Here is a 13349-nt window from a genome sequence, read left to right on the forward strand (position 1 = left end):
TGACGGAGAAAATAATGCATACTGAACCCCCTGTAGTTAGCGACATTCGCGTTGCGTCACGTCTGATGGTCAGAGAGCTGGGCTTTATGGCCTCCACGCTGGCCTCTACCCATTACTCGCCCTCGGCCGTACACACCCTCGTGGAAATTGAGCTGCATAAAGAGATGACCGCAGGTCAACTGGTGCAACTGTTGGGTCTGGAAAAATCCAGCGTTAGCCGGATGCTGTCGCGCCTTATTTCCGCAGGCGAACTGGAGGAGGGGGTTTCTGCGCAAGATGCCCGTGCCAAAAGTCTCCGGCTGACAGCAAAGGGGCGCAAGACCGTTGAGCAGATTAATGCCTACGGGAGCGAGCGGGTTATTTCAGCGATACAATCACTGGATCCCATACAGCAGGAAACCATCTCTCAGGGACTGTCGCTCTATGCCAACGCGCTGCTGGCCTGCCGGGAGAGCGGCGCTGAGCGACAGCCTACGGCCCCAGTGATTGTCGCAGGCTACCGTCCCGGCATGATTGGCCGCATCGCGGAAATGCACGGCAGCTATTACGCACGCGAGCATAACTTTGGCAGCTTCTTCGAAGCCAAAGTTGCTGCGGGGCTTGCTGAATTTAGCGGACGACTTGATAAGCCGTGCAACCAGGTTTGGCTGGCTGTGATGAACGGCAGAATTGTAGGATCTGTCGCCATTGACGGCGAAGATTTAGAGCCGGGTGAGGCGCATCTGCGCTGGTTTATTCTGGACGATGGCTGCCGGGGTCATGGGGTTGGCAAAAAACTGTTGAGCGAGGCCATGACGTTTTGCGACAGCGAGGGCTTTTCTGCCGTGCATCTCTGGACGTTCAATAAATTGACCGCTGCCCGACGCCTGTACGAATCCTTTGGCTTTACGCTAGCGAAAGAGTGGGAGGGCGATCAGTGGGGCAGTCGTATCATTGAGCAGCAGTTCACCCGGTTCAAACAGGTTTAACGGTGCGATAAAAAAGGCTCCTTGCGGAGCCTTGAGGCATCAAAAGACTTTTTTGTACGGGCGCACCGTGACTTTTTCGTACACACCGGCAGCCACATACGGATCGGCGTCAGCCCAGGCGGTTGCCGCTTCCAGAGATTCAAACTCGGCAATGACCGTCGAGCCAGAAAAACCCGCGGCGCCAGGATCGTTGCTGTCTACCGCAGGCATAGGCCCCGCGGTCAATAAGCGGCCTTCATCCTGCAGCAGCTGTAGGCGTGCCAGGTGGGCAGGGCGAACAGACTGGCGTTTTTCCAGGGATTCAGCGACATCTTCAGAGTAAATCACATAAAGCACGGCGAAGCTCCTTAACCATTAAAAGTGCCAGTTACGTTATGTGAAAGGGCAAATGACTGCAATGTAAAGATAAAAACAATGTTAAAACCCTGATCTAAATGCCCCTTTTTTCACCGCTCTTGCGCTTTAATTGCGCTTAGACAAAGTGTCTTATTGAATATGATTGCTATTTGCATTTAAAATCAGGGTTCGGTTTTTTAACGTTGATGATTATGACTTCGATGACCCTTGATTTACCTCGCCGCTTTCCCTGGCCGACGCTGCTTTCTGTCGTGATTCACGGTGCCGTTGTGGCGGGTTTACTCTATACCTCGGTTCATCAGGTTATTGAAATGCCAGCGCCCGCGCAGCCAATTTCCGTGACCATGGTTTCGCCAGCGGATCTTGAGCCGCCGCAGGTTGCGCCTCCGCCGCCACAGCCGGTTGTGGAACCTGAACCTGAACCCGAGCCTGTCCCGGAACCCCCGAAGGAAGTGCCGGTGGTGATCCACAAACCGGAGCCTAAGCCGAAACCTAAGCCGAAGCCAAAACCGGTGAAGAAAGTCGAAGAGCGTCCGAAACGCGAAGTGCGCCCTGTCGAGACGCGGCCAACGCAGCCGGTAGAGAATACTGCGCCTTCGCGTCCGGTGATGAACAACACCGCAACGACCACGAAGCCGACCGTTACAGCGCCTGCGGGGCCAAGGGCGCTCAGCCGCAACCAGCCTACCTATCCGGCGCGTGCTCAGGCGCTCCGTATTGAAGGGCGCGTGCGGGTGAAGTTTGACGTGACCTCAGATGGCCGCGTTGACAATGTGCAAATCCTCTCTGCGCAGCCCTCAAATATGTTTGAGCGTGATGTAAAGGCAGCGATGCGTAAATGGCGCTATGAAGCCGGTAAGCCGGGCAGTGGATTGATAGTGAATATTGTTTTCCGCCTGAACGGCGGGGCGCAGATGGAATGAAAAAAGCCTCCGCAAGGAGGCTTTTTTGTCTGACAATCAGGTTTGAGGGAGCTGACGCGGTTTACCCGCGTTATCGACCGCCACATAAATAAACAGCGCTTCCGTGGCTTTGTAACGCTGTCCAATCGGTTCGGAAGAGACCTTTTTCACCCATACTTCAATGTTGATGGAAATTGACGTGTTGCCGCGTTTCACGCAGCGCGCGTAACAGCACACCACATCCCCCACCGCGACCGGGCGCAGGAAGGTCATGCCGTCCACCCGGACAGTCACCACCCGCCCGTGCGCAATCTCTTTTGCTAAAATTGCCCCACCCATATCCATCTGCGACATTAGCCAGCCGCCGAAAATATCGCCATTGGCATTCGTGTCCGCAGGCATTGCCAGTGTGCGTAAAACCAGTTCGCCCTGAGGGGCGTCATTTGTTGTCATTGTTTTAAACTCGTAACTGAAGACTTCAGGCGGGATGCTACTATGATTTTTAGCGGGAGAAAATAGCCCGGAACGCGCATGTTCCGGGCGTGAGAATCAGTGCTTGTCGTCCTGAGGCATGTGTCGATAGATATAAACACCGCTCAACAGCGTGAAGATAAGCGTCAACGCGGTCAGCCCGAAGACCTTAAAGTTGACCCAGATGTTCTGCGGTAGCCAGAAAGCAATGTAGATATTGGCGAGTCCGCAGAGAATAAAGAACACCGCCCAGGCGATATTCAGACGGGACCACACCTCTTGCGGCAGCGTAAGCTCTTTGCCCAGCATGCGCTGGATCAACGGCTTTTTCATTACCCACTGGCTGATCAACAACGCACCTGCAAACAGCGCGTAAATCACCGTGACCTTCCATTTGATGAATTCATCATTATGGAAGAACAACGTCAGGCCACCAAATACAGCCACCATAATGAAGGTGATCAGCGCCATTTTTTCAACTTTGCGGTAACGCACCCAGCTGTAAATCAGCACGATAGCGGTAGCAATAATCAGCGCCGTCGTTCCGGCATAAATGTCGTACAGCTTGTAAAACGCAAAAAAGACGACCAGCGGTAAAAAATCAAGAAACTGCTTCATTCTACGATCCCAATTACTGACGAATTAACATATACAGGCGGAACAAGTAGACCAGCAGAACTGCTGATATCAGGTTGCTCAGCGTATTAGCAACGACCGCACCAACGTTCGGCGTTAACACGGCAAAATTCGGTGCAAATAATAACAGTAGCGTTTTGGCAAGGAGCCAGCCGATCACAGCCGGTGCCACCAGACGCATGTTCGCCCACGCCAGTCTGATGCTGCTGCGCATCGCAGTAAAGATACCCATCTTATCCTGCACAATCATTACCGGCGCGAAAGAGAGCACGATAGCCAGTAATACACCCGGTACCACGACCAGCATAATCCCCATTTGTACCAGCAACGTGGTTAAAAAGATGACGATGAACAGCTTAGGGAGCACTGGCGCGCTGGCGCCAATGGCGCGCAGGGCACTGACGCGATGACCCGCTGAAACGAGCTGAATCATTAGCAGCACGCCGCCCGCCAGAACAGCATTACCGATCAAACCTGAAAATGTCGATGCCGCGGACGCCCGCAGCAGGATTTGCTGTTGCTCCGGCGTCATGTTTTGCACCAGTTCAAATAACCCCACGCTACCGGCAAGATGGTCGCCCTGGCTCAGGCTGGCAATCTGTTCTTCACTCGGTGAGAACGCATGACCAAGCACCACCGTGATAAAGGCGCATAGCAGCGCGATCAGTAAAAAGGTAATGAACTGATTGCGGAAAAAATTTCCCGTGTCACGGTAGACAGACTTCGCCGTGATAGACATGCACTCTCCTTGAGTATTGCAGGTGTTAATTAGCCGGCAATTGTACACCGGATAAGAGTGCCGTGGCAGCATCAAGGCTTGTATGGAAAAGCATATCTTTGTAAAGCGGCAGTAATTTTTCGCTCATCACTAAAATTTGATGTAGAACCCACCTGGCGGGTTAAGTTTGATTATCAAAAATTAACCCAGATCAATGAATGTTAACTTACTGGTTTTAATGTGATCTGTGATAGATCACTTAATACTCTTTTGTGAGTATATTCTCATCCGCACTTAAAACCACAACGATGGAGCGGATATGAAAAAATTAGCGGTGGCAGCCCTTATCTTAAGCAGTCTCTCTGGTGGCGCGTATGCGCATGAAGCAGGTGAATTCTTTATTCGAGCCGGTTCGGCAACGGTTCGCCCAACTGAAGGTTCCGATAGCGTACTGGGAATGGGCGGCTTTAACGTCAGCAATAACACCCAGTTAGGTTTGACCTTTACCTATATGGCGACAGAAAACATCGGCGTTGAGCTTTTGGCCGCAACGCCGTTCCGTCATCGCGTTGGCCTTGGGCCGACCGGCGATATCGCCACGGTGCACCATCTGCCGCCGACGTTGATGGCGCAGTGGTACTTTGGTGATGCCAGCAGCAAGGTGCGCCCGTACATTGGCGCGGGGGTGAACTACACGACCTTCTTTGATGAGAAGTTTAACGATACCGGTAAAGAAGCTGGTCTGACTGACCTTAGCCTGAAAGACTCATGGGGTATGGCGGGGCAGGTAGGTCTTGATTATCTGATTAACCGTGACTGGTTAATCAACGCCTCAGTCTGGTACATGGACATTGATACTGACGTTCGTTTCAAAGCCGGTGGCCAGCAGCAAAGCATCAATACCCGTCTGGATCCGTGGGTATTTATGTTCTCAGCAGGCTATCGTTTCTAACGCGTGCTCTTCAATGCGCCCTGTTCAGGGCGCATGTCATCGATTATTTCTGAATCAAATAACGAATCGTTGGTCCATCCTGCTGAATATCGAGCACGGTATAGCCGTGGTTTTTGGCATCCAGCGGAATGTTATTGATCGACTGCGGGCAATCGCTCACCACTTCCAGAATTTCACCTTTCTTAAGCTGCGGCAGTGCCTCAAGCGTGGCGACAGCCGGGTAAGGGCAAGGTTCACCCACCATATCGAGGCGATAGTCAGGCACGATCTCTTTCATGCGGCATTCTCCTGCGTTGCAGTTTTGACGGTGGCACGACGGAAGAAGCGTTTCTCCTGTGCAATAACCAGTAAAAAGGCGAGCAGCAGCAGGGCATAGGTCACCACGAGCCCACCGAGTGGGCCAAAGGTGTTCAGCAGATTAACCTTGTCCCAGTTCGTCGCCAGTACGGGTGACACGTCATCCCAGTAATAGGCCAGGAGGGTGGAGCCAATCACATTCCCGAGTCCCACCCACCAGTAATGCACCTGACCTTCGACGGCACGATACATCCAGCCGGTCTCGCAGCCGCCTGCCAGCACAATGCCAAAGCCAAACAGCAGCCCGCCGATGACCGCGTTAGGGCCAGCCCACATGATTTTCGGCTCGACGCCAAGCTGAACATAGCTGAAGATGCCGATCGCGCTCACGGCCATCCCGGCAATAATGGCTTTGGCCATCATGGTGCGTCCAGTGATCCACATGTCGCGAAACGCCGAGGTAAAGCAGATTTGCGCGCGCTCAATCAGCAAACCAAAGCCAACGCCGAACAGCATTGCCAGCCCCAGTTTTGGCTGATTCAGCGCAGTACACAGTGCCCAGGCGATCATGGCGAAAAAGACCAGCATACCCAGACGAAAACGGCGGCGGGCCTGAGTGGGTTTTTGCGTTAATGGCGATGCGGCGCTAACTTTGGTCATTTTTACCGGAATGCGGAAAAACGGCAGAAGCGTGAATTTTGCGCCAAAGTAAGAGCCAATTGCGGTTGCCACGGCAAAAAACCAGGCGTGCAGCGAAAACTGTGGGATCCCGGTGAAGAACGCCGCCAGATTACAGCCCATTGCCAGACGCGCGCCAAACCCTGCGATAATCCCACCGGCTACCGCCTGCAGGATGCGGATACGGCTTTTCGGCATGCGCAGCTTCACGTTGTTAGCCCACAGCGCCGCCGCGAAGCAGCCGCCGAACATCCCGATAATCATCATCCCGTCAATGCGGGTGAGCGGAGTACCGTCCAGGTGAATGAGCTTAAAGTAGCCCCACTCTTCAGCGTGGATGCCCGCCAGCTGCAGCAGCTGTCCGCCCCAGCGGGTAAATTCCCCGGTAACGGCCCAGAAGGTGCCGGTAATGCCAAAATAATAAGTAGAGAGAATACCTGCCGCGATAACGGCCGGTACAGGTGACCAGAACTTAACCAGGTAAGCCTGTTTGAAATGTTGCCATGACATGTGTAAGCCTCTGAACTCAGAAGGTATAAACAGAAAGAAACCGAATCATACGCTTACGGCAGGGTTTGAAAAGTCATTCGCACCGAGAATATCGACGCGATCAATTTTGACGTAACTCGACAGGGGTAAAAGGGGAGCCGTCTGGCAGTTGCGCCAGACGGGGAGTGCATCATGCTTTACGCGTTGCCGCTTTCATCTCGGTCACGAAGGTTTTGAGCTCGGCCAGCATCTGCTCTGGCTTATCCACGTTCTTCTCGATGATTTTTACGATGGCGGAACCTGAAATCGCCCCGGCGGCCTTCGCATCAATTGCTGCAGCAACCTGATCCGGGGATGAAATACCAAAGCCCTGCAACGGAGGCGCGGCATGATATTCAGCCAGCTTCTCTACCAGATGATGCAGCGGCAGCGCCGCTTTATTCTCGGCACCGGTCACGCCCGCACGGGAGAGCAGGTAGGTATACCCGCGTCCGTAAGAAGCAATCTGGCGCAGCAGTTCGTCGTCGGCGTTCGGCGGGCAGATGAAAATCGGCGCAACGTTATGGCGCATCGCCGCCTGGCGGAATGGGGCAGACTCCTCAACCGGCACGTCTGCTACCAGCACGGAGTCGACGCCCACGCGCGCGCACTCGGCATAGAACTCATCAATACCGCGGTTAAAGACCAGGTTGGCGTACATCAGCAGGCCGATCGGAATGGTCGGGTGCTTCTGGCGGATCGCCGCCAGCATCTCGAAACACTGGGTTGGCGTCACGCCGGAGGCAAATGCGCGCAGCGTCGCATTCTGGATGGTCGGGCCATCCGCCAGCGGGTCAGAGAACGGAATACCCAGCTCCAGCGCGTCGGCACCGGCTTCAATCAGGGTGTCGATAATCTTCAGGGACTGTTCCGGGCCCGGGTCGCCCAGGGTGACGAAGGGAACGAACGCGCCTTCCTGGCGGGACTTCAGCTCTGCAAATACGTTATCGTAGCGTTCCATCAGATTTCCCCTCGTGCTTTCAGAATATCGTGAACGGTGAAGATGTCTTTGTCACCGCGACCGGAAAGGTTCACCACCAGCAGCTGTTCTTTTTCCGGGTTCTCTTTAATCATTTTCAGCGCATGCGCCAGGGCATGAGAAGACTCCAGCGCCGGGATGATCCCTTCGCTGCGGCACAGCGTTTTAAAGGCTTCCAGCGCTTCGTCATCGGTAATGGAAACATAGTCCGCGCGGCCAGTGCTGTTCAGATACGCATGCTGTGGGCCAACGGACGGGAAGTCAAGGCCGGCAGAAATAGAGTAAGACTCTTCAATCTGGCCCTCATCGGTTTGCATCATCGGGGATTTCATTCCGAAGTAGATCCCTACGCGACCATGCTTCAGCGGCGCGCCGTGCTCACCGGATTCAATCCCGTGGCCGGCAGGCTCGACGCCAATCAGACCAACGCTGGTGTCGTCAATGAAATCAGCAAACATGCCGATGGCGTTAGACCCGCCGCCAACGCAGGCGATCACCGCATCCGGCAGGCGACCCTCTTTCTCGAGGATTTGCGCTTTGGTCTCTTCACCGATCATACGCTGGAATTCGCGTACGATAGTCGGGAACGGGTGCGGGCCTGCGGCTGTGCCGAGCATGTAGTGCGCGGTGTCGTAGCTGCCAGACCAGTCGCGCAGCGCTTCGTTACAGGCATCTTTCAGCGTGGCGGAACCGCTGTGTACCGGGATCACTTCTGCCCCCATCAGGCGCATACGGAAGACGTTCGGAGACTGACGCTCAACGTCTTTCGCCCCCATATAGATTCGGCATTTCAGGCCGAGCAGGGCGCTGGCAAGCGCAGAGGCTACGCCGTGCTGACCTGCGCCGGTTTCAGCGATGATTTCGGTTTTACCCATACGCTTCGCGAGCAGCGCCTGGCCCAGCACCTGGTTAGTTTTATGCGCACCGCCGTGCAGCAGGTCTTCACGCTTCAGATAAAGCGTGGTTTTGGTGCCTTCCGTCAGGTTGCGGCATTTGGTCAGCGCGGTCGGACGACCGGCGTAATTCTTCAGCAGGTCGGTAAATTCCGCCTGAAACGCCGGATCTTTCTGCGCGCTGACAAAGGCTTCTTCCAGCTGGCGCAGCGCGGGCATCAGGATTTGCGGGACGTACATCCCGCCGAACTCACCAAAATACGGGTTTAGTAATGTCGTCATCTTCTCTTCCTTAATATGCACGCAGAGTTTTAAAAACCGAGGCCAGTTTGTTGGCATCTTTAATACCCGGTTGGGACTCTACGCCTGAATTGAAATCGAGGCCTGCGCAGCCGGTTTTCGCGGCTTCTACGCAGTTATCCGGGCTTAATCCGCCCGCCAGCAGGACGTTGTCCAGCTTTTCGCCGCTCAGCAGTGACCAGTCAAAACGCTGGCCGGTGCCGCCCTGGCCGTTATCGAGCACATATTTATCCACATGGTTCAGGTTACGTGCGGGCAGGGTCTCGCCGACGCTTTGCGCTTTCCAAATCTGAACCTGAGGCGCCAGCGCGGCGCGCAGGGCATCGATATACGCCTGATCTTCGCTGCCGTGAAGCTGCACCGCGCTCAGGGATAACGCCTCGGCTTTTGCCGCAACGTCTTCAATATCTGCATTGCGGAAAACGCCCACGTAGCTGAGCGGAGCCGCTGAGATGACCTTACGCGCCTGCTCTTCGCTGACCGCGCGAGGGGACGAATCGACAAAGATCAGCCCGCCATAAATCGCCCCGGCTTCGTACGCGGCCTGGGCATCCTGTTCGCGGGTTAAGCCGCAGACTTTGTTTTCACCCAGTAGCACGCGACGCACAGCCGCGTTGAGATCGTCATGCTCCATCATGGCGGAGCCAATCAGGAAACCGTTAGCGAAGTGGCTCAGCTCGCGCACCTGGGCGTAGCTGTTAATGCCGGATTCGCTGATGACCGTGACGCCAGACCCGAGACGCGGTGCCAGCTGGCGCGTGCGGTTCAGGTCAATGGACAAGTCGCGCAGATCGCGGTTGTTAATGCCGACCACTTTGGCTTCCAGCGCAATCGCGCGGTCAAGCTCTTCTTCGTTGCTCACTTCGGTCAGCACGCCCATGTTCAGGCTGTGCGCGACGGCGGAGAGTTGGCGATACTGCTCGTCGTCGAGCACCGAGAGCATCAGCAGGCAGGCATCGGCCTGGTAGAAACGCGCCAGCCAGATCTGATACGGATCGATAATAAAGTCTTTGCACAGGATCGGCTGCGGCGCGATGCCGCTGACGATCGGCAGAAAATCGAAGCTGCCCTGGAAATATTTTTCATCCGTCAGCACGGAGATGGCGGACGCATGATGCTTATAAATACCGGCAATACGCGCCGGGTCAAAATCGTCACGAATAACGCCTTTCGACGGGGACGCTTTTTTGCACTCAAGAATAAACGCGGTGCGCGCACCCTGCAGGGCATCATAGAAACGTCGTTGGCTTGGTACGACGTCATTCTGGAAGCTGGCAAGCGGCTGCTGTTGCTTGCGGGCTTCTACCCAGATGGCCTTATCGGCAACGATTTTCGCTAAAACGGTTTGCATTCTTTACCCTCTTGCCGCAAGTGCGGTAACGCGATCGTAAGCTGCACCGGAGCGCAGTACGTCCAGAACTTTTTGAACGTTGGCCTTCAGGTCTTCCTCACCGTGCAAACGCATCAGCATAGCGACGTTGGCAGCCACGGCGGCCTCGTGGGCAACCTCTCCTTTACCTTGTAATAAGCGCGTGAGAATGTCACGGTTTTCTTCCGGCGTACCGCCTGCCAGCGCTTCCTGGCGATACGGCGCTAAGCCGAAGTCAGCAGCCTCAAGCTGGTAACTCATAATTTCACCGTTGTTCAGTTCGGCAACCAGCGTCGGTGCATGCAGCGATACTTCATCCATACCGCCGCTGTGTACCACGGCGGCACGTTTGTAGCCCAGCACGCGCAGTGTCTCAGCAATCGGCAGAACCAGTTCCGGGCTATAAACGCCAATCAGCGCCAGCGGTGGGTGGGCCGGGTTGATCAGCGGGCCGAGCACGTTAAACAGCGTGCGAGTTTTAAGCTGCTGTCGCACTGGCATTGCGTGGCGGAAACCGGTGTGATACTTCGGCGCAAACAGGAAGCAGACGCCCAGGTCATCCAGCGCTTCACGAGAACGCTCTGCTTTCATATCCAGGTTAATGCCAAACGCGGCGAGCAGATCGGAAGAGCCTGACCGGCTGGAGACACTGCGATTACCGTGCTTCGCCACTTTCAGCCCACACGCTGCGGCGACAAAGGCGCTGGCTGTAGAGATGTTGATGCTGTTGCTGCCGTCACCGCCGGTCCCAACGATATCGGCAAACTGATAGTCCGGACGCGGGAACGGGGCGGCATTTTCCAGCAGGGCCGTGGCGGCACCGGCGATCTCCTGCGGGCTTTCACCACGCACTTTCATGCTCACCAGCGCAGCCGCCAGCTGTTCAGGCTTCAGCTCGCCGCGAACCACGGCGGAAAAGAGCTGGTGGCTTTCCTGCTGGCTCAGGGTCTGCGCCTGATACAGTTTTTCCAGAATCGGTTGCAGGGTATTGGTTTGCTCCAGCTTCTGTAGCGCCCAGTCGAGGGTCTGTTCCAGCAGGCGCGCGCCGTTGGAGGTCAGGATCGATTCCGGGTGGAACTGCATACCGCAGACGCGATCCGCATCATGACGTACCGCCATCACCATGCCCTCAAACGAGGCATTAATGGTAAGCCCCGCAGGAATATTGCTGCCCACCAGCGAGTGGTAGCGCGCAACCGGGAGCGGATTCGGCAGCCCGGCAAACATTGCCTGGCCGTCATGTTCAATACTGGAGGCTTTGCCGTGCAGGATCTCACCCGCCTGGCCAACGTAGCCGCCGTAGGCTTCAACAATCGCCTGATGTCCCAGACAGATGCCGACGATCGGCAGCTTGCCGCGCATACGGGTCAGCAGCTCCGGCATACAGCCCGCTTCGCTCGGTGCGCCAGGCCCCGGGGAGAGCATCAGCACCGGGTTTTGCATAGTTGCCAGACGGTCAATCAGGGTCTGCGCCGGTACGTGGTTGCGGTAGATAACGACGTTGTGACCATTCGCACGCAGCTGATCTGCCAGGTTATAAGTAAAAGAGTCGATATTATCGAGCAGCAGAATGTCAGCCATCAGAAAATCTCCTGTGCGTGGTGTGCAGTCGCAATGGCGCGAAGGACCGCACGCGCTTTACTGCGCGTTTCGTCAGCTTCAGACTGCGGAACAGAATCAAGAACAATCCCGGCACCCGCCTGGACGGTGGCAATACCGTCTTCAACATAAGCGGAGCGGATAACAATGCAGGTGTCGAGGTCGCCGTGAGCCGTGAAGTAGCCCACCGCGCCGCCGTAGCTGCCGCGACGGCGTCCTTCGGCGGCGGCAATCAGCTGCATGGCGCGCACTTTCGGCGCACCGCTCAGGGTGCCCATGTTCATGCAGGCGCGGTAGGCGTGCAGAACGTCAAGGTCGTGGCGCAACTCACCCACCACGCGGGAGACGAGGTGCATCACGAATGAATAGCGGTCAACTTTGGTCAGGTCCGCCACGTAGCGGCTGCCAGGGGTACAAATTCGAGCCAGATCGTTACGCGCCAGGTCAACCAGCATCAGGTGCTCTGACAACTCTTTATGGTCAGTCCGCATTTCGAGTTCGATACGGCTGTCCAAATCGCGATCCAGCGAGCCGTCTGCGCGGCGTCCACGTGGACGAGTACCGGCAATCGGGTAGATCTCAATCTGACGGCTGGTGGCGTCGTACTTCAGCGAGCTTTCCGGGGATGCGCCGAACAGCGTGAAATCATTGTCCTGCATGAAGAACATGTACGGGCTTGGATTGCTCTTTTTCAGCACGTCGTAGGCTGCGAGCGGCGACGGGCAGGGCAGTGAGAAGCGGCGTGAAGGCACCACCTGGAAAATTTCCCCGGCGCGAATCGCTTTTTGCATCTGGCGAACCACGGCGCCGTACTGATCGTCGGTCTGGTTAACGTCGCACGTCATTTTCTCCACACGCTGCACAGGCAGCGCCGGTGGCTCTTCCGTCATCTGCTGCTGAAGCTGAGCGATGCGGTGCTCAAGACGGTTTTTCTCAGCGGTCGATGGAGTGAACAGGCTGGCCTGAACGCGGGTGTATTTTTTCTGATGGTCGATCACCAGCAGGGTTTCAGCCAGATAGAAGCAGTAATCCGGGCAGCGGTTACCCTGTTCCGTTTCCGGCAAATCTTCGAAACCTGCAACCAGGTCGTAAGCAAACAGCCCGCCAAAGAACATCGCTTCGCGTTCCTCTGCCGGCACGGTGACAAGATTCTGCAGCAGGCGGAAGGCATCGAAAACGGAAAGAGAGCAGAGCCGCGCGTCTTCGTCCAGCAGCTGGCTGACCGCCGGGAAATGCAGAATGCGCATGTCCGGCTGGCGCTCGTTTTCTATGCCAGAAGGCAGTGCGGCGTCCAGCAGTGGCAGCAGCGATGCCCCATTCTCTGATAACGCCTTGATAGTGACAGTGTCACCTAAAGCGGTAATGCGCAGCGCGCTGTCGACCAGCAGCAGGCTCTTGAGATCGTCTTTACTGTCGATATCCGCAGATTCCAGCAGTAGGGTAGCCGGACGCGCTCCGCAAACCTGATGAAACAGTGCGGTGGGGTTGTGACGATAGGCCGCCTCGCAGGTCAGCAGTTCGAGGTGTGGTTTGGCTGTTTGCATTATATTGTTCTCATTTTCTGTTCAAAAAAAAGCCCGCTGGGTAGCGGGCTGGGTATCTGTTTGCATTTCGCAGACGCGTGACACTGCCCGAAGATCAGGAAGTGCGCCACCAACCGTGCAGAGTGAAATGTGCTGTCATTTTCAGATACCTTTCTCGT

The 13349-nt window shown here is 55.8% G+C and carries 15 protein-coding genes, 1 pseudogene and 1 other annotated feature; of the genes and pseudogenes, 3 read left to right on the plus strand and 13 right to left on the minus strand.

From position 1 onward, the window contains the following. Positions 1 to 14 precede the first annotated feature (14 nt). Positions 15 to 968, plus strand: coding sequence for a bifunctional helix-turn-helix transcriptional regulator/GNAT family N-acetyltransferase (locus tag AC2T6E_RS00555; RefSeq protein ID WP_486690193.1), 954 nt, complete (start codon positions 15 to 17; stop codon positions 966 to 968). Positions 969 to 1007: 39 nt separating this feature from the next. Here the strand turns inward: AC2T6E_RS00555 and AC2T6E_RS00560 are convergent, their stop codons facing one another. Beyond that, positions 1008 to 1304, minus strand: coding sequence for a YciI family protein (locus AC2T6E_RS00560; RefSeq protein WP_089600585.1), 297 nt, complete (start codon positions 1302 to 1304; stop codon positions 1008 to 1010). Positions 1305 to 1525: 221 nt separating this feature from the next. Here AC2T6E_RS00560 and tonB point away from each other — a divergent pair, with 221 nt between their 5' ends. After that, positions 1526 to 2248, plus strand: coding sequence for a TonB system transport protein TonB (gene tonB, locus AC2T6E_RS00565; protein WP_486691170.1), 723 nt, complete (start codon positions 1526 to 1528; stop codon positions 2246 to 2248). 36 nt (positions 2249 to 2284) lie between these two features. Here tonB and yciA read toward each other — a convergent pair whose 3' ends face one another. The 4 genes and pseudogenes from yciA to AC2T6E_RS00585 all read right to left on the minus strand — a co-directional run. Further along, positions 2285 to 2680, minus strand: a complete 396-nt coding sequence (gene yciA / locus AC2T6E_RS00570) for an acyl-CoA thioester hydrolase YciA (RefSeq protein ID WP_089600589.1) — start codon at positions 2678 to 2680, stop codon at positions 2285 to 2287. Between the two features lie 96 nt (positions 2681 to 2776). Beyond that, the gene (locus AC2T6E_RS00575; protein WP_486690196.1) at positions 2777 to 3316 is read right to left on the minus strand and encodes a septation protein A; all 540 of its coding nucleotides are present in this window, start codon (positions 3314 to 3316) and stop codon (positions 2777 to 2779) included. A gap of 13 nt (positions 3317 to 3329) precedes the next feature. Then, entirely contained in the window at positions 3330 to 4073 is a 744-nt protein-coding gene (locus AC2T6E_RS00580) for a YciC family protein (protein WP_042719117.1), read from the minus strand. A gap of 25 nt (positions 4074 to 4098) precedes the next feature. Further along, positions 4099 to 4188, minus strand: a pseudogene (locus AC2T6E_RS00585) (YkgJ family cysteine cluster protein); the annotation flags it as partial. A 183-nt stretch (positions 4189 to 4371) separates the two neighbouring features. Here AC2T6E_RS00585 and ompW point away from each other — a divergent pair. Continuing rightward, the gene (gene ompW, locus AC2T6E_RS00590; RefSeq protein WP_010433029.1) at positions 4372 to 5004 is read left to right on the plus strand and encodes an outer membrane protein OmpW; all 633 of its coding nucleotides are present in this window, start codon (positions 4372 to 4374) and stop codon (positions 5002 to 5004) included. Between the two features lie 43 nt (positions 5005 to 5047). On the opposite strand, the gene yedF is transcribed toward ompW, so the two are convergent. From yedF to trpL, 8 genes are all read right to left on the minus strand, one after another. Beyond that, a complete protein-coding gene (gene yedF, locus AC2T6E_RS00595; RefSeq protein ID WP_003856774.1) occupies positions 5048 to 5281 on the minus strand; it encodes a sulfurtransferase-like selenium metabolism protein YedF in 234 nt (77 codons plus the stop codon). Continuing rightward, entirely contained in the window at positions 5278 to 6489 is a 1212-nt protein-coding gene (yedE, locus tag AC2T6E_RS00600; RefSeq protein ID WP_108417798.1) for a selenium metabolism membrane protein YedE/FdhT, read from the minus strand. The genes yedF and yedE overlap by 4 nt, the downstream gene beginning before the upstream one ends. A 169-nt stretch (positions 6490 to 6658) precedes the next feature. Continuing rightward, complete coding sequence (gene trpA / locus AC2T6E_RS00605) at positions 6659 to 7468, minus strand: tryptophan synthase subunit alpha (RefSeq protein ID WP_042719119.1); 810 nt, start codon at positions 7466 to 7468, stop codon at positions 6659 to 6661. After that, positions 7468 to 8661, minus strand: coding sequence for a tryptophan synthase subunit beta (gene trpB, locus AC2T6E_RS00610; RefSeq protein WP_010431806.1), 1194 nt, complete (start codon positions 8659 to 8661; stop codon positions 7468 to 7470). Before trpB ends, trpA begins: the two co-directional genes overlap by 1 nt. Before the next feature lie 10 nt (positions 8662 to 8671). Next, the gene (trpCF, locus tag AC2T6E_RS00615) at positions 8672 to 10030 is read right to left on the minus strand and encodes a bifunctional indole-3-glycerol-phosphate synthase TrpC/phosphoribosylanthranilate isomerase TrpF (protein WP_458667028.1); all 1359 of its coding nucleotides are present in this window, start codon (positions 10028 to 10030) and stop codon (positions 8672 to 8674) included. 3 nt (positions 10031 to 10033) lie between these two features. Further along, a complete protein-coding gene (gene trpD / locus AC2T6E_RS00620) occupies positions 10034 to 11629 on the minus strand; it encodes a bifunctional anthranilate synthase glutamate amidotransferase component TrpG/anthranilate phosphoribosyltransferase TrpD (protein ID WP_089600596.1) in 1596 nt (531 codons plus the stop codon). Then, entirely contained in the window at positions 11629 to 13191 is a 1563-nt protein-coding gene (locus AC2T6E_RS00625; RefSeq protein ID WP_148401194.1) for an anthranilate synthase component 1, read from the minus strand. Before AC2T6E_RS00625 ends, trpD begins: the two co-directional genes overlap by 1 nt. A gap of 23 nt (positions 13192 to 13214) precedes the next feature. Next, positions 13215 to 13309 (minus strand) — a sequence feature (Trp leader region). Next, complete coding sequence (gene trpL / locus AC2T6E_RS00630; protein WP_106993556.1) at positions 13286 to 13330, minus strand: trp operon leader peptide; 45 nt, start codon at positions 13328 to 13330, stop codon at positions 13286 to 13288. It overlaps the preceding feature by 24 nt. Positions 13331 to 13349 lie beyond the last annotated feature (19 nt).

The sequence above is a fragment of the Enterobacter sp. B79-1 genome (assembly GCF_057444735.1).